This is a genomic window from Pseudonocardia benzenivorans CB1190, assembly GCF_000196675.2.
Lineage (GTDB): Bacteria > Actinomycetota > Actinomycetes > Mycobacteriales > Pseudonocardiaceae > Pseudonocardia > Pseudonocardia benzenivorans.
The window spans coordinates 2718313-2743235 of sequence record NC_015312.1 but is presented as its reverse complement, the minus strand read 5'-3'; the positions used below and the strand labels follow the sequence as shown (position 1 = coordinate 2743235).

At 73.2% G+C, this 24923-nt stretch carries 25 protein-coding genes; 2 read left to right on the top strand and 23 right to left on the bottom strand.

Annotated features, from left to right (window positions below; translation table 11 throughout):
- Nucleotides 1–43: 43 nt before the first annotated feature.
- The 6 genes from PSED_RS13085 to PSED_RS13060 form a co-directional block, all read right to left on the bottom strand.
- Complete coding sequence (locus PSED_RS13085; protein ID WP_013674720.1) at nt 44–1678, bottom strand: FAD-dependent oxidoreductase; 1635 nt, start codon at nt 1676–1678, stop codon at nt 44–46.
- A gap of 88 nt (nt 1679–1766) precedes the next feature.
- Entirely contained in the window at nt 1767–1955 is a 189-nt protein-coding gene (locus PSED_RS13080; RefSeq protein ID WP_013674719.1) for a ferredoxin, read from the bottom strand.
- A 14-nt stretch (nt 1956–1969) separates the two neighbouring features.
- Entirely contained in the window at nt 1970–2413 is a 444-nt protein-coding gene (locus tag PSED_RS13075) for a VOC family protein (RefSeq protein WP_013674718.1), read from the bottom strand.
- 137 nt (nt 2414–2550) lie between these two features.
- Nucleotides 2551–3345 (bottom strand): SDR family NAD(P)-dependent oxidoreductase, encoded by a 795-nt coding sequence (locus PSED_RS13070; RefSeq protein ID WP_013674717.1) that lies wholly within the window; start codon nt 3343–3345, stop codon nt 2551–2553.
- A 17-nt stretch (nt 3346–3362) separates the two neighbouring features.
- Nucleotides 3363–4592 carry a cytochrome P450 gene (locus tag PSED_RS13065; RefSeq protein WP_013674716.1) on the bottom strand — a complete coding sequence of 410 codons (1230 nt, stop codon included), beginning with the start codon at nt 4590–4592 and terminating at the stop codon, nt 3363–3365.
- Between the two features lie 59 nt (nt 4593–4651).
- On the bottom strand, nt 4652–5893 hold the full coding sequence (locus PSED_RS13060) for a cytochrome P450 (RefSeq protein ID WP_013674715.1): 1242 nt from the start codon (nt 5891–5893) through the stop codon (nt 4652–4654).
- Between the two features lie 143 nt (nt 5894–6036).
- Between PSED_RS13060 and PSED_RS13055 the strand changes: the two genes are divergently transcribed.
- The gene (locus PSED_RS13055) at nt 6037–7353 is read left to right on the top strand and encodes an MFS transporter (RefSeq protein ID WP_013674714.1); all 1317 of its coding nucleotides are present in this window, start codon (nt 6037–6039) and stop codon (nt 7351–7353) included.
- Here PSED_RS13055 and PSED_RS13050 read toward each other — a convergent pair.
- From PSED_RS13050 to PSED_RS13000, 11 genes are all read right to left on the bottom strand, one after another.
- The gene (locus tag PSED_RS13050; RefSeq protein WP_013674713.1) at nt 7307–8068 is read right to left on the bottom strand and encodes an SDR family NAD(P)-dependent oxidoreductase; all 762 of its coding nucleotides are present in this window, start codon (nt 8066–8068) and stop codon (nt 7307–7309) included. The genes PSED_RS13055 and PSED_RS13050 overlap by 47 nt on opposite strands.
- 17 nt (nt 8069–8085) lie before the next feature.
- Nucleotides 8086–8865 (bottom strand): amidohydrolase family protein, encoded by a 780-nt coding sequence (locus PSED_RS13045; protein ID WP_013674712.1) that lies wholly within the window; start codon nt 8863–8865, stop codon nt 8086–8088.
- Nucleotides 8862–9611, bottom strand: coding sequence for an SDR family NAD(P)-dependent oxidoreductase (locus tag PSED_RS13040; RefSeq protein ID WP_013674711.1), 750 nt, complete (start codon nt 9609–9611; stop codon nt 8862–8864). The genes PSED_RS13045 and PSED_RS13040 overlap by 4 nt, the downstream gene beginning before the upstream one ends.
- On the bottom strand, nt 9611–11161 hold the full coding sequence (locus PSED_RS13035; protein ID WP_013674710.1) for a class I adenylate-forming enzyme family protein: 1551 nt from the start codon (nt 11159–11161) through the stop codon (nt 9611–9613). Before PSED_RS13035 ends, PSED_RS13040 begins: the two co-directional genes overlap by 1 nt.
- A gap of 15 nt (nt 11162–11176) precedes the next feature.
- Nucleotides 11177–11572, bottom strand: a complete 396-nt coding sequence (locus PSED_RS13030; RefSeq protein WP_013674709.1) for a Rieske (2Fe-2S) protein — start codon at nt 11570–11572, stop codon at nt 11177–11179.
- A complete protein-coding gene (locus PSED_RS13025; RefSeq protein ID WP_013674708.1) occupies nt 11565–12707 on the bottom strand; it encodes an amidohydrolase family protein in 1143 nt (380 codons plus the stop codon). The genes PSED_RS13030 and PSED_RS13025 overlap by 8 nt, the downstream gene beginning before the upstream one ends.
- A 17-nt stretch (nt 12708–12724) precedes the next feature.
- Nucleotides 12725–13882: a thiolase family protein gene (locus PSED_RS13020; protein ID WP_013674707.1), complete on the bottom strand. Its 1158-nt coding sequence runs from the start codon at nt 13880–13882 to the stop codon at nt 12725–12727.
- Nucleotides 13879–14292 (bottom strand): Zn-ribbon domain-containing OB-fold protein, encoded by a 414-nt coding sequence (locus tag PSED_RS13015; RefSeq protein WP_013674706.1) that lies wholly within the window; start codon nt 14290–14292, stop codon nt 13879–13881. Before PSED_RS13015 ends, PSED_RS13020 begins: the two co-directional genes overlap by 4 nt.
- A 4-nt stretch (nt 14293–14296) precedes the next feature.
- Nucleotides 14297–15166, bottom strand: coding sequence for a hypothetical protein (locus PSED_RS13010; protein WP_013674705.1), 870 nt, complete (start codon nt 15164–15166; stop codon nt 14297–14299).
- A gap of 220 nt (nt 15167–15386) precedes the next feature.
- Nucleotides 15387–16112 carry a FadR/GntR family transcriptional regulator gene (locus tag PSED_RS13005; protein WP_041761117.1) on the bottom strand — a complete coding sequence of 242 codons (726 nt, stop codon included), beginning with the start codon at nt 16110–16112 and terminating at the stop codon, nt 15387–15389.
- Between the two features lie 264 nt (nt 16113–16376).
- A complete protein-coding gene (locus PSED_RS13000; RefSeq protein ID WP_013674703.1) occupies nt 16377–17135 on the bottom strand; it encodes a carboxymuconolactone decarboxylase family protein in 759 nt (252 codons plus the stop codon).
- Nucleotides 17136–17250: 115 nt separating this feature from the next.
- Here PSED_RS13000 and PSED_RS12995 point away from each other — a divergent pair, with 115 nt between their 5' ends.
- The gene (locus PSED_RS12995) at nt 17251–18393 is read left to right on the top strand and encodes an acyl-CoA dehydrogenase family protein (protein WP_202946374.1); all 1143 of its coding nucleotides are present in this window, start codon (nt 17251–17253) and stop codon (nt 18391–18393) included.
- Nucleotides 18394–18445: 52 nt separating this feature from the next.
- Here PSED_RS12995 and PSED_RS12990 read toward each other — a convergent pair whose 3' ends face one another.
- The 6 genes from PSED_RS12990 to PSED_RS12965 all read right to left on the bottom strand — a co-directional run bounded on the left by PSED_RS12990 (nt 18446) and on the right by PSED_RS12965 (nt 24794).
- A complete protein-coding gene (locus PSED_RS12990; RefSeq protein ID WP_013674701.1) occupies nt 18446–19252 on the bottom strand; it encodes a crotonase/enoyl-CoA hydratase family protein in 807 nt (268 codons plus the stop codon).
- Nucleotides 19249–20013, bottom strand: a complete 765-nt coding sequence (locus tag PSED_RS12985; RefSeq protein ID WP_013674700.1) for an SDR family NAD(P)-dependent oxidoreductase — start codon at nt 20011–20013, stop codon at nt 19249–19251. The genes PSED_RS12990 and PSED_RS12985 overlap by 4 nt, the downstream gene beginning before the upstream one ends.
- Nucleotides 20014–20026: 13 nt before the next feature.
- Complete coding sequence (locus PSED_RS12980; RefSeq protein WP_013674699.1) at nt 20027–21208, bottom strand: thiolase family protein; 1182 nt, start codon at nt 21206–21208, stop codon at nt 20027–20029.
- An 82-nt stretch (nt 21209–21290) separates the two neighbouring features.
- Nucleotides 21291–22016: an ABC transporter ATP-binding protein gene (locus tag PSED_RS12975; protein WP_013674698.1), complete on the bottom strand. Its 726-nt coding sequence runs from the start codon at nt 22014–22016 to the stop codon at nt 21291–21293.
- Nucleotides 22006–23886 carry a branched-chain amino acid ABC transporter ATP-binding protein/permease gene (locus PSED_RS12970; protein WP_013674697.1) on the bottom strand — a complete coding sequence of 627 codons (1881 nt, stop codon included), beginning with the start codon at nt 23884–23886 and terminating at the stop codon, nt 22006–22008. Before PSED_RS12970 ends, PSED_RS12975 begins: the two co-directional genes overlap by 11 nt.
- Nucleotides 23883–24794: a branched-chain amino acid ABC transporter permease gene (locus PSED_RS12965; protein WP_013674696.1), complete on the bottom strand. Its 912-nt coding sequence runs from the start codon at nt 24792–24794 to the stop codon at nt 23883–23885. The genes PSED_RS12970 and PSED_RS12965 overlap by 4 nt, the downstream gene beginning before the upstream one ends.
- Between the last annotated feature and the right edge of the window lie 129 nt (nt 24795–24923).

Below are 24923 nucleotides of genomic sequence, written 5' to 3'. Positions count from 1 at the left end.
GTGAGGGCCTGCGCGCCGTGGGACGGGAGGAGCGCATCCCGGGTCAGGTGGTGAGGGGCCGCAGGCCGAGCTGCGCGACGGCCGCGAGGCCGGCGGCGTAGGCCATCGTCGAGCCCGGACCGAGCGTCGCGCCGGCGCCCGGGTAGCCCGGTCCCATCGGGTGCGCGGTGGTGTTGCCCGCGGCGTAGAGACCGGGGACCGGGTCGCCGAACGTGTCGAGGGCACGCCCCTCGCCGTCGGTGACGATGCCGCCCTTGGTGCCGATGACGCCGGAGACGACCTCGACGGCGTAGAACGGCGGCGTCTCGACCGGGCCGAGCGCCGGGTGCGGCGCGTGCTGGTCGCCCCAGTACCGGTCGTAGGCGCTGGCACCCCGGTTGAAGTCGGGGTCGACGCCGTTGCGGGCGTGTTCGTTGAACCGGTCGAGGGTCTCGGTGAGCCCGGCGGGGTCGATCTCCAGCTGGGCGGCGAGCTCGGCGACGGTGGGTGCGGTGCGGATCCACGACGGCGTCGGCAGCCCGGCCCGGTGGGACAGGAACCCGTACTCGCGCAGGTGCCGCTCGTCGAAGATCAGATAGGCGGGCAGGTTCGCGAAGTCGTAGGCGCCCGGGTCGAACAGGTGGAACGCCTTGGTCATGTCGTTGTAGTTGTGCGCCTCGTTGACGAACCGGCGCCCGTTGCGGTTGACGATCACGGTGTGCGGGCCGGTGCGCTCGAACCGCAGCAGCGTGCCGGTCTGGGCGCCGTCGGTCTCGTCGCCGGGGACGAGGACCATCGGGCCCCACCACGCCTCGCGCATCGAGCCGAGCCCGACGCCCGCCTTCGCGGCCATCCGGATGCCGTCGCCGGTGTTGTGCGGCGGGCTGCAGCTGCCGTGCACGGGGCCGGACAGGAAGTTGTCGACCATCTCGGGCGACCACTCGAACCCGCCGCACGCGAGCACGACGGCCCGCGCGGGGACCCGGTCCCCCGCGGCGGTGACGACCCCGGCGACGGCCTCGTCCTCGACGACCAGCCGCTGGGCGGCGCAACCCGTCACGAGGGTGACGCCCGCGTCGGAGCAGGCGGCGACGAGGGGGGCGACCAGCGCGCGGCCCCGCGCGACGAGGCCGGCGGCGGCGCGGCGTTCGAGCATCTCCGTCGGGAAGCGGGTGAAGATGCGCCACTCCTCGTACTCGCGCATCGTGAACGGCAGCCGCAGGTCCGGGCGCAGGCTCCCGGCCAGCTCGCCCATCTGCGTGATGTCGTAGAGCTCCGGGTCGAGCGAGCGGCCGCCGGGGTGGGCGCCGTCCCACTCGGGGTGGTAGTCGGGGAAGTTGTCCATCGGCGCCATCCGCAGCCCGGCGCGGCGTTCGAGGAAGTCGAGCATCTCGGGCCCGCGGTCGACGAGCGCGGCGAGCACGTCGTCGGCGGTGCGGCCGGCGGTGACGGCGCGCAGGTAACGCAGCGCGTCCTCGCGGTCGTCGGTCAGCCCCAGTGCCGCCATCCGGGTGTTCATCGGGATCCAGAACATCCCGCCGGACACCGCGGAGGTGCCGCCGAGGTAGGGCGCCTTCTCCAGGACGGCCACCCGGGCGCCGGCGTCGGCCGCGACGAGCGCCGCCGTCAGCCCGATCGCGCCGGCCCCCACGACCACCATGTCGTGCTCCCTGGCGAGATCGCCGGTCCAGACGCGCACGAGCCCGCACCTCCTCCTGTTCGGGCCGCGGACCTGCCGCAGCAGCTGATGACGTTCCGGCCCGGGACCCGCTCGACCCGTGCCGGGCTCAGTCCCGCACGGTGATCGCGTTCTCCGGGCACGCCGAGGCGCCTTCGCGGGCGTCCTCCTCCGCACCGTCTGGGACGGTCACGTCGGCGAGGACGAACCCGTCGTCGTCGAGGTGGTAGACGTCCGGGGACGTTGCGGCGCACTGCCCGTGGCCGGCACACGCGGCCAGGTCGATGTCGACACGCACGGCGTGCCCCTCTCCTAGGTCTGCGATGGTGGTGGCTGCAGCAGCTCGACGCGCACGCCGTCGGGGTCCTGGACGTAGACGACCTTGCCGCCCTTGGCGATCCCCGCGTCGGGCGCGACGATGGTGCGCGACACCGGCCGCACGCCCGCGGCGAGCAGCGCGGCGTGCACGGCCTCGACGTCGTCGACGACGTAGCAGGTGTGGGCGGTGCCGGGGTTGGCCGTCGAGGTGTCGACCGGTGTCCGCTCGACGCCGCGGTACTCGGTCAGCTCCACGACGACCGACGAGTTCGGCGGCCGCAGGTGCGCGAGGTGCAGCTCGACGCCGGGGTACCCGACGATCTCGCCCGCGTAGGCCTCGCCGCGGACCTGCCGGGTGATCACCTCGAACCCGAGGATGCCCTCGTAGAAGGCCAGTGACCGGTCGAGGTCGGCGACCTGGATCCCGACGTGGTGCATCCGGACGATGCCGTCGGCTGCGGGGCCGCCTCTCGACCCGGCGGCGGTGCCGCCTGTCGATCCGGCGGCGGACCCGTCCCCAGGTCGTGAGCGGGAATCGTCGCCATGACGACCATCGGCGCTCACCGGGGTGCCGCTCATGCCGCCGTCTGCCCGCCGTCGACGGCCCAGACCTGGCCGGTGATCCATGTCGACTCGTCGCTGCCGAGGTAGACCGCCGCCATCGCGACGTCCTCCTCGGTACCGAGGCGTCCCAACGGGAACCGGAGCGTGCGCTGCATCTCCAGCGTCTCGTCGACGGACTCGCCCGTGTCGGTGCCGAACCCGCCGCGCGCCTCGTAGGTGGCCCTGACCAGCGGCGTCGGGACCGTCCCCGGACACAGGGCGTTGACCCGGATCTGCTGCGGACCGTACTCGACGGCGAGCTGGCGGGTCAGCCCGATCACGCCTGCCTTCGCCGCGGCGTAGGGCGCGATCCCGGCGACGCCGACGAGCCCGCCGACGCTGGCCTGGTTCACGATCGACCCGCCGGTCCCCTGGGCCAGCAGCCTGCGCAGCGCGTACTTGTCGGACAGGAAGACCCCGGTGAGGTTGACGTCGATGACGCGCTGCCAGGCCTCCAGCGTCGTGTCCGCGCCGGTGCCGACGCCCGGGATGCCGGCGTTGGCGTACAGCACGTCGAGCCCGCCGTAGGCGTCGACGCAGGCCGCGACCATCGCCTCCGCGTCGGCCTCGACGGCGACGTCGGCGGCGTGCGCGAGCGCGGTGCCGCCCTTCTCGGTGATCATCGTGACTGTCTCCTGGGCCCCGGCGAGGTCACGGTCGACGCACACGACCGACGCGCCCTCCGCGGCGAACCGCAGCGCGGTCCCCCGCCCGATGCCGGAGCCGGCCCCGGTGATCACGGCCCTCTTGCCCGACAAGCGGGTCACGGTGTCCTCCTCGACGGTCAGGGGTGCAGGAGCAGGTGCAGGTCGGGCGCCGACCGCAGCATGAAGCCCGCGTCGACCGGTGGTTCGCCCGCGAACGACAGCCGCCGGTAGCGGTCCAGCAGGTGCTCCATGGCCAGCTCCACCTCCAGCTTCGCCAGCAGCGATCCCGAGCACGTGTGCTCGCCGCCGCCGAAGGCGCGCAACGGCCCGACGGGCGTGAACTGCGGATCGGCGTTGTCGGCGAAGCGCCCGACGTCGAACGTGTCCGGGTCGGGGAAGACGGCGGGGTCACGGTTGGCCGCGCCGAGCAGCAGGATCAGCTTCTCCCCGGCGGCGATCGAGGCCCCGCCCAGCGACGCGTCGACGAGGGCCTGGCGTACCGAGCCCTGCACCGGCGCCTTCCAGCGCAGGACCTCGGCGACGGCCGACGGCACCAGGTCGGGGGCGGCGCGCAGCCGCTCCCACTGCTCGGGATGGCGGACGAGCCCACCGAGGAGGTTGACCAGTGCGCGGTCGGTGGTCTCGATACCCGCGGCGAGGAAGAACGCGGTGTTGGACTTGATCTCGGTGTCGGAGAGCCGCTGGCCCTCGTACTCGACGGTGCACAGGTCCGACAGCAGGTCGTCGCCGGGGTCGGCGCGCTTGCGGGCGATCGCCGGGTCGAGCCAGGCGTCGATCTCCTCGCGGGCGGCCACGCCGCGGGCGTGCACGGCGGGGTCACGCGAGACGTTGGAGACGCTCGCGCCCGCGAGGTCGTGATACCACTGCGGGAAGTTGACGGCCTCGTGCATCGTCGTCAGCTCGGCGATCACGGTGAGCGGCAACGGGGTCGTGAGCCCGGCGCGGATGTCGGCGACACCCGGGGCCGCGGGCAGCTCGTCCCCCAGCGCGGAGACGAGCGCGCTGATCCGCTCGCGCAGGGTGCCGCGCAGCTCGCGGCGGTTGCGGATCCGCCGGGCGACGATGGCTGCCTTGCGACGGTGCTCGTCGCCGCTCATGTGCAGGATCGTGCGGCCGTAGATCGCGCTGCTGCCGGCCCCGGACGAGAGCGGGCCGAACGTCGCGGCGTCCTTGAACGCGCGGGTGACCTCGGCCCAGCCGGTGACGAGCCAGGCCTGCAGCGGCGCGCTCCACACGACGGGCGACTCGGCGCGCAGCCGGGCGTAGATCGGGTAGGGGTCGGGCGTGCTCGCCCCGGCGGCGAACGCCTCCAGCTCGGCGAGCGCCGTCGGCGCCGTCGCGGTCATGAAGCCTCCCGGACCGGGTCCGACGTCGGCGTCGGCCCGGAGCGATAGTAGCTATAAATCTAACGCCGTGTCAGGATCACGGGCATGCTGTCGTACATGTCGTGGCTGCTCGACGCGGCCGCGACGGGCGGGTTCGCCGGGTCCAGCCGCACGTCGGCGGCGTAGAGGGCACGCAGGATCCGCATCATCGTGCCCTCGGTGGGCGCCTGCCCGTCGCGCTTGGCCAGGCCCGTGACCAGCGGCCGGCCGACGCAGACGTGCGCTCCGCCGCCGAACGTGAGCCCCCACGGGCGCACCCCGGACAGCTCCGGCGCCCCGCGGTAGGGGTTGAAGCTCCCCGCGTCCTCGCCGAACACCCCCGGGTCCCGGTTGGCCGGCGTGAACAGCAGGGCGACGCGCTCCCCCTCGGCGATCTCCCGGCCGGTCGCGAGCGTGACGGCGGCCGTGGCGTAGCGCAGCAGCGTCGGCGCGGGCTGGTGCAGGCGCAGCGACTCGTTGACCATGAGCCGCAGGAAGTCCGGATCGCTGCGCTTGTCGGCGTCCTCGGGATGGTCGCGCAGCCACTCCTCCATGTGCACGATCACGTGCGGGAGGGTGTGCGTCGTCGTCTGGGTGGCGGCGACGAGGAAGAGCGTCGCCTCCCGCAGCGGGAACTCCTCGTCCCACGAGTCGTCCCAGTGCAGGTGCAGCAGCGTCAGCAGGTCGACGGGCACGTCCTCGCGGGCGATCCGGCCCGCCCGGAACTCCTCGACGATCCGCTTGCGCCGCTCCTGCGAGGGGCCGAAGAACTCCTCGACGAACTCGGCGCGGCGGGCCAGCCCGTACGCGAGCACCTCGTCGTGGTCCTTCGTCGACCACTCGACCGTCGCGGCGGCGCCCAGGTCCTCGAGGAACCGGCGGAACCGCTCGGTGGCCTCCGGGGTGTCGACGCCGTCGATCCCGGTCGTGGCCGCGGCGATGCGGTGCAGCATCGCGCGCACGAGCGGGACCAGGTCGACGGTGACGGTGCCGTCCTCGCCCGCCTCGGCGAGGCAGTCGCGCACCATCTGCTCGACGACGGGGTTGAGAGCCTCGTGGTCGTAGGACATGAGCGCGGTCCGGTCGAACAGCGGGTTCTCCAGCCGGCGCCGCTCGCGGTGGTCGGGCCCGTCCAGCAGGAGCAGCGAGTCCGCGAACAGCGGGCGGCTCTCGGTGTGCGAGCCCTGTCGGAAGTCCTTGGAGCGCAAGATCTCGTCGATCTCACGGAAGTCCGAGATCTGGGTCATCGTCGCGATGTGCGGCGGTGGCGTCCACTCGCGCATGAGGTGTCTCCCGGGGTCGTCGTCGATCCAGCGGGTGGTGAATCCAGGGTCATAGTCAACAGCATCTGGCACCCCTTCTCAAGGGCCCCTTCGATGCATACCATGACCCTTGATTGCAGTCCGACGCGAGGAGGGGACGCCGGATGGGGTCCTCGCGGGCGATCGTGGCCGTCAGCACCGTCGCCGTCGGGCTGGGGACCGCTCCGGCGTTCCTGTTCGGCTTCCTCGGGCCGGTCCTGCAGGACGACCTCGGACTCTCGCGGACCCGGATCGGGCTGCTCGTCGGGCTGATGTTCGGGCTCACCGGCATCGGCTGCCTGCTCGCGGGCCGGGTCACCGAGCGCATCGGCGCCCGCTGGACCGTCGTGCTCTCCACCGTGCTGCTCGTCGTCGCCCTGTGCGCGCCGCTGCTCTCCCCCGGCTATCCCGCGCTCGTCGGCTGCGCCCTGGTGTCCGGCGTCGCCTACGCGCTGGCCAACGTGGGCACGAACGTCTCGGTCACGGCCGCGCTGCCCGTGGCGCGGCATGCGGTCGGACTCGCGGTGAAGACGGCGGGCGTGCCCGGGGCGGTGGCGGTGACCTCGTTCGTCGTGCCCGGGCTCGGTGCCGCCTACGGCTGGCAGCCGGTCCTGCTGTGGTCGGTCCCGGTCGTCGTGGCGGTCGGCGTCCTCGCCGCCGCGGTGCTGCCCGACGCGCGCGGCCGCATCACCCCGGCGCTCGACACCACAACCGCGGATGACCCGCCCCCCTCCCCCGCCGACCTGCACGAACGGCACATTGGCGCAACCCCGCTGCACGAACGGGACGTTCGTGCAGACAGCGGGGGCAGGCTCCCGTCCGGGTTCTGGCGGTTCACGCTCGCCGCGACGCTGCTCATCGGGGGCTCGCAGGCGATCTACTCGTGGGCCGTCCCGTTCCTGCACGAGGGCGCGGGGGCGACCCTGCCGGTCGCCGGGGTACTGACGGCCGTCGCCTCGCTGGTCGCGCTCGCCCCGATGATCGGCGCCGCGCGGCTGGCCGACCGGCTCGGCACGACGCGCCGGCTCCCGCTGGCCGCGGCCCTGTGCGCGACGCTCGCCGTCGCCGAGGTCGTCCTCGCCACCGGGTGGGGCCTGGCCGCCGCGGCCGTCGCCCTCGTCGTCGCGACCGGGGCGCAGCTGGGCGCGGTGTCGCTCATGCACGCCTCCGTCGTCGCGGCGGCCCCGCACGCGGTCGGCCGCGGGTCGGGCGCGGCGATGGCGGGCTTCTACCTCGGAGCGCTGTTCGCGGCGCCGCTGTTCGGTCTGCTCGTCGACGTCACCGGCGGCTATCCGGTCGCCTGGGTCTCGGGCGCGGTCCTGACGACGGCGGCCGCGGCGTGCTTCCTGTGGTGCCGGGGCGTGGGTCGGCGTCCGACGGCGCCCGACGGGCCCGTCACCACAGGTCCCGCATCGCCCCCCACGGCCCGCCCTGCGCACTGATCCCGCCGTCGACGGTGATCACCTGCCCGGAGATCATCGCGGCCGCGGGGGACACGAGGAACGCGGCCACCTCGGCGATGTCGGACGGCGTGCACAGCCGCCCCACCGGCGTGTGGTCGACGAGCAGCGTGCGGACGTCCTCGCGGCCGTCGAGGTAGGTCTCCAACGAGTCGGTCAGCACCGGGCCCGGGACGATCGCGTTGGCGGTGACCCCGCGCGGCCCCAGTTCGACGGCCCACGACCGGGTCAGCGCCTCCGACGCGGCCTTGGCCCCGCCGAGCAGACCGTGCCCCGACTGCGCGAACCGGGCGTCGAGACCGCTGATCGTCAGCAGCCGCCCGCCCTCGCCCATCGCGGGCGCGAGCCGGTGCACGAGCTCCACCAGCGAGTCGACGACCGTCGCGAACGTGAGCCGGCTGTGCCGCCCGGTGACCTCGACGAGCGGCCGGAACGCGGTGGCCGCGGCGTTGGCGACGAGGGTGTCGACGCGGCCGTACCGGTCGAGCACGGCATCGGCCAGAGCCGTGACCTGGGCGGGATCGGCGAGGTCGGCGGTGACGACGAGCGCCCGCGCGCCGCGCGCCTCGACCGCGCGGGCCACCTCCGCGGCGGCGCGGGCGTCACGACGGCCGTGCACGACGCAGTCGTGGTCGTCGGCGAGACGTTCGGTGATCGCCCGGCCGATCCCGCGCGCGCTGCCGGTCACGAGTGCCACCCGCCGCTCGCCCACGGTCAGAGCCCGAGCAGCCGCGCGAGGTTCCCGCCGAGGATCGCCGCGGTGTCGTCGTCGGAGAACCCGAGGTCGCGGATGGTCGCGATCTCGGCGCCCGGGTCGGCCATGGGCCAGTCGGAGGCGAAGCAGATCCGTTCGGGTCCGTGCTTCTCGATGATCTCCCGCACGCGGCGGGGGTCGAGGGTCGCGAGGCTCGGCGGCCACGAGGTGTCGAGGTGCACCGGCAGCCCGATGACGATCTCCGCGGCCTCCTCGAACCGCTTGTAGCCGCCGAAGTGGCAGGCGATGAGGTCGAGCCGCGGGAACTGCCGGACCAGCTCGGCCAGCATCGCGGGGCTGCACCGGTCGCCCGGGTCCTCCCCCGCGCCGCCGACGTGCACGATCACGGCGAACTCGCCCGACATCGCGTCGAGCGTGGCGAGCAGCCGCGGGTCGTCGAGCGTGAGCTGCTGGAACATCGGGTGCACCTTGGCCCCGCGCAGCCCGTGGGCGCGCAGGCTCGCGACGTTCTGCTCCGGGGACAGGCCCGGGTGCACCGAGCCGAACCCGATGAACCGGGAGGGGTCCAGCGAGCCGGCGAAGCGGTTGGCGTTGTCGACGCGGTCGGGGGTGTTGGCGATGCCCAGGCAGACGGAGCGGTCGACGCCCGACGCCGCCATGACCTCGGTCAACGACGAGACGGTGCCGTCGCCGAAGCGCTTCAGGTCGGCCGGGGAACCCGCGATCGCCTTGCGGGCCACCGCATCCGGATAGACGTGGGTATGTCCGTCGATGATCACAGCTTCGTGACCTCTCCCCCGTCGATGACCAGGACGGACCCGTTGACGAAGTCCGACAGCGGCGACGCCAGGTAGCAGACGAGCGGCCCGAACTCGGCGGGGTCGGCCATCCGCCCGGCCGGGATCTTGCGCAGCCGACGTTCCAGCATCGACGGGTCACCCGTCACCGCCGCCTGCGCGTCCGTCGTGAACGCGCCGGGGGCGATGGCGTTGACCTGGATGCCGAAGGGGGCCCACTCCGCGCCGAGTGCCTTCGTGAACTGCACCAGCGCGCCCTTCGAGGCCGAGTACGACACGAGGATCGGCTTCCCGTTGATCCCCGACGTGCTCGCGACGTTGATGACCTTGCCCGAGCGCTGGGCGAGGAAGTGCTTCCCGGCGGCGCGGGCGAGGACCGCGGGCGCGTGCACGTTGACCGCGAAGACCTCCTCCCACTCGGCCTGCGGCTGCGCGGAGAACTTCCCCGCGGGCGCGATGCCGGCGTTGTTGACGACGACGTCGAGGCGCCCGAAGCGGTCGACGGCCAGGTCGGCGAGCGCGGCGACGGCGTCGGCGTCACGCATGTCGACGGTGGCGACCGCGATGTGCTCGGGGTCGGTGGCCTGCAGCTTCTCGAGGTCGGCGGTGGACCGGGCGGCGGCGAGCACCGACGCGCCCTCCGCCACCAGCGCCTCCACCGCCGCCTTCCCGAGCCCGCGGCTCGCGCCGGTGACGACCGCGACGCGGCCGTCGAGACCGAGATCCATCAGTTCCCTCCGGGCTTCGACGACGTCGTGGCGATCTCGGCGACCGCCCGCTTGGCGATCTTGCCGACCGCGTTCTTCGGCAGCGAGTCCATCGTGAGCACCCGTTCCGGGATCTTGATGCTCGGCAGCCCGGCCGCCTTGCAGTGTGCCCGGAGCTCGGCCTCGTCGACGCCCGATCCTTCCCGGAGGGCGACCGCGGCCAGCACCGCCTCGCCCCACTCCGTGTCCGGCACCCCGACGACGGCCGCCTCGATGACCGCCGGGTGCGAGTAGAGGACGTGCTCGATCTCCGACGGGGTGATGTTGTAGCCGCCCCGGATGATGAGGTCCTTCATCCGGTCGACGATGTAGAGGTAGCCCTCGTCGTCGAACATGCCCACGTCGCCGGACCGGACCCAGCCGTCGACCAGCGTCTCCGCCGTCTTCTCCGGGTTCCGGTGGTAGCCGCGCATCGTGTACGGGGTGTGGAAGCGGACCTCGCCGCGCTCGCCGGGCGGGCAGTCCCTGCCGTCGGCGTCGACGACGCGCACGTCGGCCAGGAACGACGCCCGGCCCGCCGACGCCATCAGCTCGCTGCGGCCCGAGGCGATCAGCCGGTGGTCGTCCTGGGTGAGCATCGTCGCGATCGAGGCGATCTCGGCCATGCCGTAGAGCTGGCTGAACACCGGCCCGAACCGGCCGACGAGCTCGCCGACGCGGTCGTGCGCGATCGGGGCGGCGCCGTAGCCGATCGACGTCAGCGTGGCGACGTCGTCGTGGCCGAGCCCGGCCTCCAGCACCCGGTAGAGCTGCGTCGGGACGAGGTAGGTGTGCGTCGCGGCCTGTGTCGTGGCCTCGGCGGCGAACTGGTGCGGGTCGAAGCCGCGGCCGTCGAGGAAGCCGACCGCACCACCCAGGAAGAACGTGGGCGCCAACGTGATCTGCACGCTGGAGTTGTGCGGGATGGTCGTGAGCCAGCGGCTGTGCCGCGACATCCCGTACTCCAGCCCGGCGACCATCGCGTGCGTCGCGACGGCCTGCGCGTCGAACAGGATCCCCTTCGGGGCGCCGGTCGTCCCGCTGGTGTAGACGATGCAGAACTCGTCGGACGGTGCCCGCGCGTGCAGCGTGGGCGGAGCCGCCGCCGAGGCCGACGCGAGGCCGCCCCAGCCGGCCTCGGAGGGGTCGTCGACATCGACGACGGCAAGTCCGAACTCGTCGGCGAGCGTGGCCGCCATGTCCCGGAACGGGCCCTCGGTCACGAGCACCCGGGCACCCGCGTTGGCCAGGATCGACCGGTACTCCTCCAGGCTCATCCGGAAGTTGAGCCCGCAGTAGACCGCGCCCGCCTTGGTGACGCCGACGATCGCCTCGGCGACCTCCAGCCTGTTGCGCAGCAGCACCGCGACCCGGTCGCCGGGCGCGACGCCGTAGCGCCCCGTCAGGAGGTTGGCCAGCCGGTTGGTGCGCTCGTCCAGCTCGCGGTAGCTGAGGGTGCGGTCGCCCTCGAACGCCGCGTCGGCGTCCGGGGTCTTGCGGGCGTGGGCGGCGACGGCGACGCCGATGTCCATCTGCGTTCCCCCGGTTCAGACGTAGACGACGACGTCGCCGTCCTCGACCGCGACCTCGTAGGTGCGCACGCGCAGCTTCTCGGGTTCGACGATCGAGCGGCCGGTGGCCAGGGTGAACTCGTACCCGTGCCACGGGCAGACGATGAACTCGTTGTGCCGCACGTAGGAGTACTCGTGCGCAGGGGTGTCGTCCATCGTCCCCTTGACCACCCCCTCGCACAGGGGCGCGCCGTGGTGCGGACAGCTGTTGCGCAGGGCGTAGAACGTGCCGCCGACGTTGATCACCCCGATCGACCGGCCGTCGACGGTCACGACCCGCCGCTCGCCCCAGGCGAAGTCCGCCAGCTTCTCGACGACGACGCGGGTGCCACGGTTCGTCCCGGGGTTCGCGTCCGGAAGGGTCTCAGTCAAGGCGGTCTCCGTAGACGGCGCGCGGGGTCTCGACGAGGATCTTGTGCCGCAGCTCCTTGGAGACGGCCTGCAGCGAGCGGTCCGGGTTGTCGAAGTCCCAGTGCGGGTAGTCGGAGCTGAACATCAGCGTCCGGTCGGCGTGCAGCATCTCCATCAGCGGCGCGATGTGCTTCGGGTCGTGCGGCTCGATGAACGGCTGCGTCGTGAAGCGGATGTGCTCGAGCAGGTACTCCGACGGGGGCTTGACCAGCCACGGGACCTCGTTGCGCAGCCCCTTCCAGTCACGGTCGAGCTTCCACATGACCTCGAGCGCCCAGAGGAAGCCGCCCTCGGCGATGATGTACTTCAGCTTCGGGAACTTCTCGAACACGCCGTGGCAGATCATCGAGAGCGTGTTCGACTGGTGGATCTGGCCGAGCGCGGTGTGCCACTCCAGGTAGAACGTCGGGGTGCCGGCCATCTTCGGGGCCTTGGCGAAGACGTTCTCGCAGCCCGACGGGTGCACGATCAGGGGCAGCTCGTGGCGGGAGCAGGCCTCGTAGATGGGCCAGTAGTGCTTCTCCCCCATCAGGATCTCGCCGAGCGGCATGAAGACGGCGACGATCCCGTCGCGCCGTGCCACCCGGTCGATCTCGGCGACCGCCGCCTCCGGGTCCTGCGGGGCGATGACGAGTGCGCCGCGCCAGCGGACGTCGTTCTGCAGCCAGCGCTCGCACATCCACTCGTTGTAGGCGGACGCGATCGTCGCCGCGACCATCCCGTCGGGCATCGCGCCGATGCCGAGGCACTGCCCGGCGAGCAGCACGGCGCGGTAGATGCCGTGCTGGTCGAGCAGGTGGCGCGCGGTGAAGTCGGGGTCGGTCGCGGGCGGCATGCCCGGGCGGGCCGCGTCCTCGCGGTAGGCGCCGGCCGCGTTGATGTAGAGGTAGTCCAACGGGAGGGTGAACTGGGCCGCGGCCATGCCCTTCGCCCAGTCGTCGCCGCTCACGCCGAGGCGGTTGCGCCACGTCTCCGTCATGTACGGCGTGAGATCCCGGATGCCGTTGACGAAGTTGGGGTGCACGTCGGAGTCGATGATCCCGGTCTTCTTCGGGTCGCTGCGTTCCGCGTCCCGCGGTGCCTCGATGGTCGTCATGATCTTCTCCTCTCGACCTACCGCGCCCGGCCGAGCAGCGCGAGGTTGTAGTACTGGGCGCCGGACCCGGCGCCCGCGGCGATCGCGACCTCGGCCCCCGCCACCTGCCGGTCGCCGCACTGTCCGCGCAGCTGGCGCACGGCCTCGGCGAGCTTGAGCGTCGGTGCGCCCCAACCGATGTGGCTGAACGCGAGCAGGCCCCCGTCGGTGCAGGTGGGGAGCTTGCCGTCGAGGCCGATCCCGGTGGCGAGGGCGAAGTCGGTGCCCTCGCCGGGGCCGCAGAACCCCAGCGCCTCGAACTGCCGGGCCACCTCGAGGGAGTTGACGTCGTAGAGCTGCGCGGTGTCGACGTCCGCCGGCCCGATGCCCGCCTGCGCGAACGCCTTGCGCGCCGCGACCGCCCCGATGTCCCAGACCTGCTCGTAGCGGGCGGGGTCGACGTACTGCTGGCGCATCCAGTCCATGCCCGCGCCGAGCAGCACGACCGGCGGGTGCGGCAGGTCGCGGGCCCGTTCCAGCGTCGTCACCACGACGGCGGCACCGCCCTCGGACGCCAGGCACAGGTCGAGCAACGTGAACGGGTCGACGACGGGCGGCGCGTCGAGAACGTCCTGGGCGGTGTAGGGGCCGCGCCCGGCCATGACGGCGTCGGGGTTGGCCGATCCGACGGTGCGGATCGTGGCCGCGATCTCGGCCATCCCCTGCCGCGCATGCGGATACCGCGCGAGGTGACGCTGCGCCACCAGCGCGAAGTGCGCCGCGGTGAACGCCCCGAACGGCTCGACGAACTCGTTGCCGGGCTGGGTGTACGCGGCGACGCGGCCCCCGCCCAGCACCCCCGCCTGCCCGCCCGTGATCAGCACCGTCGTCGCCTGGCCGGTCAGGATCGCGCCGGCGGCGTCGACCAGCGCGGGGATGCCCTGCGGATAGGAGTCGCCGATCCAGCCGAGCGGGATGCCGAGCAGTGTCGACCAGTCGGCCGAGCCGGGCGCGAGGACCGTTCCGCCGGGGCCGGGCCAGCGCGCGGCGATGCCGTCGACGTCGGTGTGGGCCAGCCCGGCGTCGGCCAGCGCGAGCTTGGCCGCGTCGAGGGCGACCTGCAGCGAGTTGCGGTCGGACCGCTTGAGCTGCGGGGTGACCCCGACCCCGACGATCGCGATCTCGTCGAGCCTCATGACGTGACCCCGTCCTCGGTGAACGCGGGCAGGACCCGGCCGTCGCGCTCGGTCCAGGTGACGCGGACCGGGGCGTCGATCGCGGGCAGCCTGCCGTCCGGACCGCCGACCAGCTCGGCGAGCATGCTCCAGCCCTCGTCGAGGTCGACGATCCCCAGCCGGAACGGCACCACGAACCCCGGGCTCGGCGGCTTGTGGACGACCGTCGCGCTGTAGACGCGGCCGCGGCCGGTGCTCGGCTCGTAGGCCCAGTTCTCCGACAGGCAGCCGGGGCAGGCGATCTGCGGGGTGAAGAAGCTGCGCCCGCAGGCGCGGCAGACCGGGCGGACCAGCTCACGACGGCCGGCCGCCGCCCAGAAGGCGTCGGTCAGCCCGGCGGCCGGACCGGTCAGCGCGGCGTCGACACCCACACCCTCACTCCCCGCCGACGAGCAGCCGGTGCGCGGCCTCCTTGACCGTCATCCCGACCGCGACGCCCCGCGCCGCGGCGGCCTCGTTGTGCGCGCTGATCAGCCCCTGGGAGTAGCCGAGGAACGCGTCGCCGATCGGGGCCGTGGTGCCGTCGATACAGGCCCCGGCCAGCCCCGCCTCGTCGGCGGTGACGAGCCCGGAGATGCCGGAGCGGTTCTTGCTCATGCCCCCGTCGTGGCAGATGAAGCCCCACGGCTTGGCCTCGAGGAGGAACTTGGCGCCGCTGCGCCCGGTGTGCCCGGCGGTGACGAGGACGCTGGTGTTCTCGTCCTCGGGGTAGGCCCACACGATCGAGTCGGTGACGACGACGCGCCGCCCGCTGGGGTGGGTCTCGGCGATCTCGCGGCGGACCTTGTTGCCGACCTCGACGTCGGTCGGGTCGTTGAGCAGCAGGATCTCGGCGGCCTCGGACACGGGCATGCCGGGCTTGACGCCACAGGTCTCGGCCACGTAGTTGACGTGCTTGACGACGCCGTTGCGGTACAGGTCCTCGCCGTTGCCCATCTCGGCGGTCAGCCCGTCGGCGGTGGCGGCGGCGATGCCGAGCGCCTCCAGGTACCAGAGCCCCGCGATCCCGGCCCCGTCCTTGCCGACGCACGCGTCGTGCCCGATCACGCCGCGCGGGCGGTGGATCGCCATCATCCGCGCGGGCAGGACGCCGACGTAGGACGCCGGGACGACGACGTCCTTCCCCGTGTTGCGGGCATCGACGTAGCGGGCGGAGTCCATCGTGCAGATGCGCCTGCCATCGCGTTCGACCACGATCTCCTGCGGGTGGTCCTGCTCCCGCTCCAGCAGCGTCTTGCCATCCATGCGCGATCCTGACGTCGTCGTCGGTACCGGGTGACGGTACGAATCTCTGGATATGATTAACAGGTGGCACGATCCTATCCGGCAATGCGGCGCATCGCCAGAGAGCGTCGGCCGCCGGACGGGGAGACCAGGGCCACACCCGCGGCCGGGCCCGTGACGAGACGGCGCCGCGACCCGGGAGGCGGGTGGCGGCGCCGTGCGGCCGGTCTCGGGGGACGGCTCAGGTCCCGTACATCTCCCAGCTGAGGACCTCGTCCATCTGCCGCTGGTAGTGGCGCTCGAAGTAGGCGAGCGTGTCGTCCATGTGCTTGCGCATGGCGAGCTCGGCCTTCTCGCCCTCGCCGGACTCGATGCCGACGCAGACCTCGTCGTGGGCCTGCCAGACGAGCTTGCGGAACCGGCGCGGGTAGTCGACGCCGAGGACCGTGCCGTCGGTGATCCAGTGCAGCGAGTTGATGCAGTAGCCGAACAGCGGGTTCTCCGAGCCCCACGCCACGAGGTCGTGGAAGCGGCGGTTCTCGTCGAGGAACGCGTCGCGGTCGTCGAGGCTCGAGCCCATGCGGTCGACCGAGGCCCGCAGGTCGGCGAGCAGGCCCGCGTCGCCGCGCTCGGCGCACAGCCGCGCCGTCAGCGGCTCGAGCAGCTGACGGGTCTCGATCACCGCCCGGAACGGGGTGTCGGCGAACTGCATGAGCAGCGCGAGCGTGCTGGCCAGGTGCCGCGAGTCCGGCGAGGTGATGACGGGCCCGCCGCCGGGACCCGGCCGGATGGTCAGCACGCCCTGCAGCTCCAGCACCCGCAGCGCCTCGCGCAGCGTGTTGCGACCGACGTTGTAGGTCTCGAGCATCTCCCGCTCGGGCGGCAGGTGGCTGCCCGGCTGCAGGTTGCGGTCCTTGATCTCCTTGACGATGCGCTGCGCGATCACGGTGGCCCGCTTGGGAGGCATGCCGGACGGCACCGAACGCGGCGTCACGTCCCTGCGCGCGACGGACATGCGACCCCCTACGGCGAACACCGGGCCGGCAGCTGACCACCGGCGATTTCGTGACGATCATACTCAGCAAAACACCCGCACCGACCTTGTGGCGCCGGGCGGTCCGGCAGACGCTACCTGGCACCTCGCCGACCACTCGGTCCCCGGCCGCGCACCCACCCGGCGCCGTCGGGTGACCACGTATCCCGCAGGTCGTCGACGACAGCGGCGCGCACCTCAGCCGTCGAGCACGTCGCGCGAGTCGATGACCCCCTGCGCCGCCGGGAGCCAGCTCGCGACGCCCGCGAGCGGCATCGCGACGAGCGTCGCCTCGACGAGCTGTTCCTCGGTGGCTCCCGCGCGCCGGGCGCCGCGGGCGTGGATGGCGACGAATCGTGGCTGGTACTCGGCGGCGTTGACCGCGCAGAGCAGCAGCTCCATGTCGCGCGGCGGCAGCGGGGTCTCCCCCAGCGACGACTCGCGCATCAGGAAGTAACCCTCCAGCCCCGCCCCGACGCGGTCGCCGAGCAGCTCGACGTAGTCGGGCACGAAGCCGAAGTAGCGTTCGAAGTAGGCGTAGGCACCGGGCACGTCGGCGGTGAAGCCGTCGGTGGCGCCGGCGTCCGCGGGCGCTCCGTCGGCCGGCCCGTAGGCCGCGTCGGTCGCGGCGACGAACAGCCCGTGCGGGACGACACCGCGCGAGATCAGCAACCCGACGGACGCGCCCTCGACGTGCTCGCGCGCGACACCGGCCTTGGCCGCGGCGGCGAGGAAGTGGTCGACGAGCGGGGCGTCGCGCTTGACCGCGCAGATCGCGGCGGCGAAGACGTACTTCAGTCCGGCGGGCAGCTCGCCGTCGGTGGTGATCACGTCGGCGACGCGGGCGAGGCCCTCGACGAACTTCGGCGTCGACACCTCCAGCCGCGGGAGCCATGCCGGCTGCGGGATCAGCTCGGCGGTCCGCCGACCGCCCGACGTCGTGACCGTGTCCGCCATGTGACCAGCTCCCCGTCGAGTCATGATCCGTCGACGCTGCCGACATCGGCGCCCCGGGCGACCATCGGACCGGGGCCGCTGTCGAACAGCTCTGCAATAAAGTATCATAGTATTCATGGACTCCCCCGAGATGTGGTTCGGCCTCGGCCCGGCGGAGCGCGCGCTGCAGGAGGAGGCACGCGCGGTCGCCGCGTCGGTAGCCGACATCGCCGCCGAGGCCGACGCGATGAGCGAGATCCATCCCGGCATCCGCGAGGCGTTGCGGGCCAGCGGGCTGTCCGCGCTCATGGTCCCCGCCGCATACGGCGGCCGCCCCGAGAGCGTCGATCCGCTGGCCGTCTGCCTGGTCCGCGAGGTGTTCATGCGCGCCTCGTCGCACCTGGACTCGATGTTCGCGCTGCAGGGCATCGGCAGCTACGCGATCACCGTGGGCGGCACCGACGAGCAGCGTGCGCAGTGGCTGCCGCGGGTCGCGTCGCTGGAGGTGCTCGCCGCGCTCGCGCTGACCGAGGAGCAGGCCGGGTCCGACCTCAAGAACGTCGCGACGACCGTCGTGGAGAAGGACGGTGGGCTCCTGCTGCGCGGCGCCAAGTCGTTCATCTCCAACGCCGGCGCCGCCGACTTCTACGTCACGCTCGTCACCGAGGACGCGGGGCTGTCGCTGGTGCTCGTCCCGGCCGACGCCCCCGGCGTCTCGGTCGCCCCGAGTCCCGAGCTGATCGCCCCGCACGTGCTGGGCGAGGTCACGTTCGACGACGTCGCGCTCCCGCCGGAGGCCAGGCTCGGTGCCCCCGGCAAGGCGATGCGGCTGGTCCTGTCCACCCTCGCGGTGTTCCGTGTGTCGGTCGCCGGGGCCGCGTGCGGGCTCGCCGCCGGCGCTCTCACCGAGGCCGCCCGGCACGCGCGCACCCGCGAGCAGTTCGGCCGCCCGCTGCTCAAGCACGGGCCCGTCGCGCAGCTGCTCGCGGACTCGTGGAACGACGTCGAGATGGCGCGCCTGCTCACCTACCAGGCCGCCGCGGCGGCGCGGTCCGACGCGGCGGCCGCGCTCAACCGCTCGTCGATGGCCAAGGTCGCCGCGACCGAGGCGGCGAGCCGCGTCGTCGACCGGTGCGTGCAGGTCATGGGCCGCTGGGGGCTGATCGCGAACAGCCCGATCGAGCGCTACTACCGGCAGGCCCGCCCGATGCGCGTGTACGAGGGCGCGTCGGAGGTCCTCAAGCTCGGGATCGCGAAGACGCTCTGCGACGAGGTCTGACCCTCCTCGTGGGCGGCGATGGTCGCCGGGGCGACCATCGCCGCCCACGGGGTCAGCGGCCGGTCCAGCGCGGCGCCCGCTTCTCGACGAACGCGCGCGCTCCCTCCTTGGCGTCCTCCGACGTCCGGACCGTTGCGAGCAGCGGCTCCTGGCGGGTGAACAGCTCGTCGTGCGGCCACAGGGCCGACTCCGTCATCACGGCCTTCGACGCCCGTACCGCCAGCGGGGCGTTCCCCGCGATCTCGGCGGCGAGCTCGCGGGCGGCCGCCAGCGCACCGCCGTCGGCGACGACACGGCTGACCAGGCCCAGCTCGGCGCAGCGGGCCGCGGTCAACGGGCGACCGGTCAGCACGGCCTCGTTCGCGACGTTGCGCGGCACGAGCCGCGGCAGCCGCAGCACCCCGCCGCCCGCGGCGACGAGCCCGCGCTTGACCTCGGGCAGCCCGAACGTCGCTCCCTCGCCCGCCACGACCAGGTCGCAGGCGAGCGCGATCTCGAACCCGCCGCCCAGCGCGGGGCCCTCGACCGCGGCGACGATCGGCTTCTCCGGCGGCCTGCCGACGATCCCGAACCCGCCGCGCCGCTCGTCGACGGGCCGCTCGCCCGTGGCCGAGTACGCGGCGAGGTCCATGCCCGCCGAGAAGAAGCCCGACGACCCGGTCAGCACGCCGACCCGCAGCTCCGGGTCGGAGTCGAGCTCGTCGAGCGCCGCGCTGATCAGCCGGGCCGTCGCGAGGTCGACGGCGTTGCGCCGCCGGGGCCGGTCGATCGTCAGCACCAGCACCGGCCCGTCGCGCTCGACGAGCAGCCCCGGCGCGGTCGGCGTGGGAGCGGCTCCGTTCGGGTGCACGCCGGTCATCTGGGCGCCATCCGGATGCCGCCGTCGAGGCGGATGGTCTCGCCGTTGATCATCGGGTTCTCCAGGATGTGCGTCGCGAGGGCGCCGAACTCGTCGGGGACCCCGAGCCGGCTGGGGTGCGGCACCATCTTGCCGAGCGAGTCGCGCACCTCCTGGGGAAGGCGCCCGAGCAGCGGCGTGTCGAAGATGCCGGGCGCGATCGTCGCCACCCGGATCTGCTTGGACGCGAGGTCGCGGGCCGCGACGATCGTCATGCCGACGATGCCCGCCTTCGACGACGCGTACGGGATCTGGCCGATCTGGCCCTCCCACGCCGCGACCGACGCCGTCAGCACGATCGCGCCGCGCTCGCCGTCGACGGGCTCGGTCGTGGCGATCCGCGCGGCGGCGAGTCGCAGCACGTTGAACGAGCCGATCAGGTTGAGCTCGATGATCGCGGAGTAGTCCGCGAGCGATCCGGGGCTGCCGTCGCGCTGGAGGACGCGCATCGCGTGCCCGCGCCCCGCGCAGTGCACGACGGCGCGCAACGGCCCGAGCTCCTCGGCGGCGTCGAGCGCGGGAGCCACGCCCTCCTCGGTCCGCACGTCACCGGGGACGAAACGGGCCTGGTCCCCGAGCTCCGCCGCGGCGGCGGCACCCCCCGAGGACTCCAGGTCGAGCAGCACGACGCTCGCGCCCGCCTTCACCAGCCGCCGCGCGGTGGCCAGCCCCAGCCCGGAGGCGCCGCCCGTGACGAGCGCCGAGATGCCTGCGATGTCCACGTGATTCCTCCGGTCAGACCGTCTCGAGCAGCATCGCGTTGGCCATGCCACCCGCCTCGCACATCGTCTGCAGGCCCAGCCCGCCGCCGCGCGCCTCCAGCGCCCCGAGCAACGTCGTCGCCACCCGGGCGCCCGACGCCCCGAGCGGATGGCCCAGCGCGATCGCACCGCCGCGGACGTTGAGCCGGTCGGGGTCGGCGTCGAACGCCGCCTGCCACGCCAGGGGAACCGACGCGAACGCCTCGTTGACCTCGTACAGGTCGACGTCGGCGATCGTCAGCCCGGCGCGGTCGAGCAGGCGCCGCGTGGCGGGGATCGGCGCGGTCAGCATCTCGACGGGGTCGTCGCCGCAGACGGCGAAGCCGCGGAACCGGGCCCGCGGGGTGAGCCCCAGCTCGGCCGCGGCGCGCCCGCTCGCCAGCAGCATCGCCGAGGCCCCGTCGGTGATCTGCGAGGAGTTGCCCGCCGTGATCGACCAGCGGATCTCGGGGAACCGCGCCGCCGTGGCGTCGTCGGCGAAGGCGGGGGCCAGCGTGGCCAGCTTCGCCGGCGTGGTGCCGCGGCGGATGGACTCGTCGGCGGTGACGGCGCCGCCGTCGGGCAGCGGGATCGGCACGATCTCGCGGTCGAACCCGCCGGAGTCGGCCGCGGCGGCGGCCCGCGCGTGCGAGCGGGCGGCGTAGTCGTCGAGCTGCTCGCGGGAGAGCTTCCAGCGCGCGGCGACCAGCTCGGCCGACACGCCCTGCGCGACGAGTCCCGGCGCGTAGCGGGCGGCCACGGAGGGACCGTACGGGTCTGCGCCCAGCCGCGCGGACCCCATCGGCACCCGGCTCATCGACTCCACCCCGGCGACGACGACGAGGTCGTAGGCGCCAGCCAGGATCCCCTGCGCGGCGAAGTGCACGGCCTGCTGGCTCGACCCGCACTTGCGCTCCACCGTCACCGACGGCACGTGCTCGGGGAACCCGGCCGCGAGCCACGCCATGCGCCCGACGTTGCCGGACTGCTCGCCGGCCTGGCTCACACAACCGGTGACGACGTCGTCGATCCGGCCCGGGTCGACCCCGGTCCGCTCCAGCAGTGCCGCGACCGTCGCCGCCAGCAGGTCGACGGCGTGCACGCCCGACAGCGCGCCACCGGGTTTGCCCCTGCCCATCGGCGAGCGCACGGCGTCGATCACGAACGGCTCGTCCATGCGTTCCCCCTCTCGTCGGTTCGGTGTGTGTCGCGGGGCCCGGCCGCGGCGCGGGTGCACCCGTCCGCCTCGCCCCGCGCCGTCAGTCCGCGGCGCCCGCGTAGGCCTGCATCAGTCGTTCGTGGGAGGTGAACTCCGACGCCGGGCCCGACGCCTTCACCTCGCCGTTGCTCAGCACGTAGACGTAGGAGCAGTGCTCCAGCGCGACGCTGGGGTTCTGCTCGACGATCACCGCCGGCACGTCGGCGAAGAGCCGGTCGAACCGCCCGTACAGCTCCTTGATCAGGATGGGCGCCAGGCCGAGCGACATCTCGTCGATGAGCACGATCCGCGGCCGCTGCACGACGGCTCGCCCGATCGCGAGCATCTGCTGCTCGCCACCGGAGAGGAACCCCGCGCGCACCCCGAAGCGGTCGCGCAGCCGCGGGAAGGCGTCGAGCACCCGGGCGACGTCGTCGTCGACGTCGCGCCCGCCGCGGGAGTAGGCCGCGGCGCGCAGGTTCTCCTCGACGGTGAAGTCGGGGAACACCCGGCGGCCCTGCGGGACATGGGCGACACCACGCTTGACGATCTCGTCGGGCCGCCGCCCGGTCAGCGCGGCGCCGCCGAGCGTGATCGTCCCGGAACGCACCCCGACCAGGCCGGACACCGCGCGCAGCACCGTCGTCTTGCCGGCGCCGTTGGGGCCGAGGATCGCGACCTTCTGACCGGGGCGGACCTCGATGTCGATGCCGTGCAACACTGTCGAGCGCCCGTACCCCGCGGTGACGCCCCTCAGGGACAGGCCGCCGCTCTCGTCAGCCGCCAAGGTAGGCCTCCACGAAGTCGTCCTGGCGCCGCACGACGTCGGGTACGTCGTCGGCGATGACCCGGCCGAAGTTCAGCGCGACGACCCGGTCTGCCACCCGCATGACGAGCTCGATGTTGTGCTCGACGAGCACGACGGTGGCCCCGACGTGACGGCTGTGCACCAGCACCCGGCCGACGAGGTCGTCGCCCTCGTCGGGGGTGAGGCCCGCGGCGGGCTCGTCGAGCAGCAGCAGCCGCGGCCGGGCGACGACGGCCCGCGCCACGTCGACGCGCTTCTGCACGCCGTAGGCGAGGTTCTCCACCCGCTCGTCGACGAGGTCGGCGAGGCCCAGCAGCTCGGCGGTCTCGAGCGCGTTCTGCCGCAGCAGCCGCTCGCCGCGCACGTACGCGGGCATCCGGAACAACTGCCCGACCGGGCCGTAGCCCGCGACCGCGTGCTGCCCGATCAGCAGGTGCTCGAGCACCGTCATGCCCTCGTGCAGGCTGAGGTTCTGGAAGGTCCGCCCGACGCCGAGGGCGCGCCGCTGCGCGGGACGGCGCGGAGCGAGCAGGTGCTCCCCCACCCGGATCTCCCCGCCGGTCACCGGGACGAACCCGGACACCGCGTTGAGCAGCGTCGTCTTGCCCGCTCCGTTGGGCCCGACCAGCCCGACGACCGTGCCCGGCGCGACGTCGAGGGTCACGCCGTCGACGGCCGTCACCCCGCCGAACTCGACCCGCACGTCCCGGACGGTCAGCCCGACGCCGCCGCGCTCCGCCGCGGCGGCCGGCGCCGGCTCGGCCGCGACGCTCCTCGCGAGCTCGGCCTCGACGAGCGTCGCGGTGGGTTCCAGCTCGACCGGGCCCGGTGGCGGGGCCGAGCGGCGCGGGCCGAACCGCCGCCACAGCGCGGCGATCCCGCCGGCGAAGCCCTCGGGGAAGAAGATCATCACGACGACGAAGACCGCGCCGTAGATGACGTAGCGGAACTCGCCCGCCGTCCGCAGCATCTCCGGCAGGCCCTCGACGAAGATCGCCCCGAGCGCGGCGCCCCACAGGTAGCGCTGGCCGCCGATGATCGCGATGACCAGCGTGACGATCGAGAGTTCGAGGGAGAAGTCCGACGGGGAGACGTAGTTGACCGCGTGCGCGTAGAGCACGCCGGCGCAACCGACCATCGCCCCCGAGACGCCGAACGCGCCGACCTTCTGCCAGCCCAGCGAGATGCCCAGGCTCGACGCGGCGAGCGGGCTCGTGCGCACCGCGTTCCACGCCCGGCCCTGCCTGCCGCGCAACAGGTTGCGGGCGAACAGCAGCGCGATGCCCATGACCACGAGCGCGATGTAGAGCAGTCCGAGCGGGGTGTAGACGGCGCCGAAGAGCTTCGGCGGGCTCACCTGGGTCCCCGCACCGCCGCCGGTGAGGTCGGTCCACTCGAAGAAGATCTGCTGGGCGACGATGCAGAGCGCCAGCGTCGCGATCGCCAGGTAGAGGCTGCCGATCCGCAGCGACGGCAGGCCGATGACGACCCCGATCAGCGCGCCGACCACGATCGCCGCGACGAACTCGCCCTCCATCCCGAACGTCGTGTGCCGCGACACCGCGATCCCGGCGTAGACACCGGCCCCGAGCAGGGCCGCGTGCCCGACCGACGGCTGGCCCGCCGCACCGAACAGGAGGGTGTGGCTGGCGCCGATGATCGTGAAGATCACGACGACCGTCACGACGTAGGCCTGGTACCCGGTGAGCGAGCCGGACAGCGCGAGGACGACGAGGATCGCGAGCAGCGCGACGAGCACGTCACGGCCGGGCAGCCTGCGCAGCAACGCGATCGGCGAGCGGCCACCGGGCCGGGTCGCCGCCTCCTGCCGCGTGTCGGGGGCGCTCATGCCCGGGTCGCCGACAGTCGGCCGAACAGTCCGGCGGGCCGGATCATCAGCACCACCAGGATGATCAGCACCGGCAGGGCGATCGTGACCGCCCGCGGGGCGTAGGCGATCGAGAGCGCCTCCAGCACCCCGAGCACGAACCCGCCCGCGACGGCGCCCGGCAGGCTCGACAGCCCGCCGAGCACGGCCGCGGTGAACGCGGAGATGAACGTGCCCTGCAGGAAGCCGACCGACAGCACCGAGACCGACGCGACCATGATCGCGGCGATCAGCCCGAGCAGGCTGGAGATGATCCACGTCCAGCGCGAGACGGTCCTGGCGGGGACGCCCATGAGCGTCGCCGCCTGCGGGTCCTGCGCATAGGCACGCATGCCGACCCCGAGGTTGGTGTAGCGCAGCACGAGCGCGAGGACGACTGCCCCGGCGACCGCGACACCGAGGATGACCAGCCGGGCGAGGTCGACGTTGACCCCGCCGACGTTCAGCCCGCCGCTGGGCAGCGGCGCGTTGATGTTCTGCACACCCGAGCCGAAGAAGATCTGCGTCGCGTTGTTGAGGACGATGTCCAGTCCCATCGTCGCGAGCACGAGCCGGAAGAGGTCGCCCGAGCCCAGCGGCCGGACGATGCCGCGCTCGACGGCCCAGCCCAGCACGACCGCCCCCGCCGCGGCGACGGCGAGGCCCGCACCCCAGCCGAGCCCGAGCACGGTGCCGACCTGGAAGAACAGGAAGGCGCAGAAGGCGCCCATCGACGCCGTGGCGAAGTTCACCGTGTCCATCGTCTTGAAGATCAGCGCGATCGACAGGGCGAGCAGGGCGTAGACACTGCCCGTCATCAGCCCGTTGACGATCGCCTGCAGCAGCGTGCTCACCGCGACCCCCGGCGAGCCCACCCGGGGCTGACGCATCGGGTCATCGTCGACCTCCCGTCCTCCGGCGACGAGACACGCCGCCCGATTCGGCTGATAACGATATACATGGATTGGGCGCGACGAAAGCCCGGCCCGGCATCTTGCGCAGGCCACTCGGGCGCTCCT

What these genes read in the sequence shown, in the direction of transcription:
- PSED_RS13075 (WP_013674718.1), bottom strand. Translation starts at nt 2,413, where the DNA reads ATGCACCACGTCGGGATCCAGGTCGCCGACCTCGACCGGTCACTGGCC.
- PSED_RS13065 (WP_013674716.1), bottom strand. Translation starts at nt 4,592, where the DNA reads ATGACCGCGACGGCGCCGACGGCGCTCGCCGAGCTGGAGGCGTTCGCC.
- PSED_RS13060 (WP_013674715.1), bottom strand. Translation starts at nt 5,893, where the DNA reads ATGCGCGAGTGGACGCCACCGCCGCACATCGCGACGATGACCCAGATC.
- PSED_RS13055 (WP_013674714.1), top strand. Translation starts at nt 6,037, where the DNA reads ATGGGGTCCTCGCGGGCGATCGTGGCCGTCAGCACCGTCGCCGTCGGG.
- PSED_RS13040 (WP_013674711.1), bottom strand. Translation starts at nt 9,611, where the DNA reads ATGGATCTCGGTCTCGACGGCCGCGTCGCGGTCGTCACCGGCGCGAGC.
- PSED_RS13035 (WP_013674710.1), bottom strand. Translation starts at nt 11,161, where the DNA reads ATGGACATCGGCGTCGCCGTCGCCGCCCACGCCCGCAAGACCCCGGAC.
- PSED_RS13025 (WP_013674708.1), bottom strand. Translation starts at nt 12,707, where the DNA reads ATGACGACCATCGAGGCACCGCGGGACGCGGAACGCAGCGACCCGAAG.
- PSED_RS13020 (WP_013674707.1), bottom strand. Translation starts at nt 13,882, where the DNA reads ATGAGGCTCGACGAGATCGCGATCGTCGGGGTCGGGGTCACCCCGCAG.
- PSED_RS13010 (WP_013674705.1), bottom strand. Translation starts at nt 15,166, where the DNA reads ATGGATGGCAAGACGCTGCTGGAGCGGGAGCAGGACCACCCGCAGGAG.
- PSED_RS13005 (WP_041761117.1), bottom strand. Translation starts at nt 16,112, where the DNA reads ATGCCTCCCAAGCGGGCCACCGTGATCGCGCAGCGCATCGTCAAGGAG.
- PSED_RS13000 (WP_013674703.1), bottom strand. Translation starts at nt 17,135, where the DNA reads ATGGCGGACACGGTCACGACGTCGGGCGGTCGGCGGACCGCCGAGCTG.
- PSED_RS12995 (WP_202946374.1), top strand. Translation starts at nt 17,251, where the DNA reads ATGGACTCCCCCGAGATGTGGTTCGGCCTCGGCCCGGCGGAGCGCGCG.
- PSED_RS12990 (WP_013674701.1), bottom strand. Translation starts at nt 19,252, where the DNA reads ATGACCGGCGTGCACCCGAACGGAGCCGCTCCCACGCCGACCGCGCCG.
- PSED_RS12980 (WP_013674699.1), bottom strand. Translation starts at nt 21,208, where the DNA reads ATGGACGAGCCGTTCGTGATCGACGCCGTGCGCTCGCCGATGGGCAGG.
- PSED_RS12970 (WP_013674697.1), bottom strand. Translation starts at nt 23,886, where the DNA reads ATGAGCGCCCCCGACACGCGGCAGGAGGCGGCGACCCGGCCCGGTGGC.
- PSED_RS12965 (WP_013674696.1), bottom strand. Translation starts at nt 24,794, where the DNA reads ATGCGTCAGCCCCGGGTGGGCTCGCCGGGGGTCGCGGTGAGCACGCTG.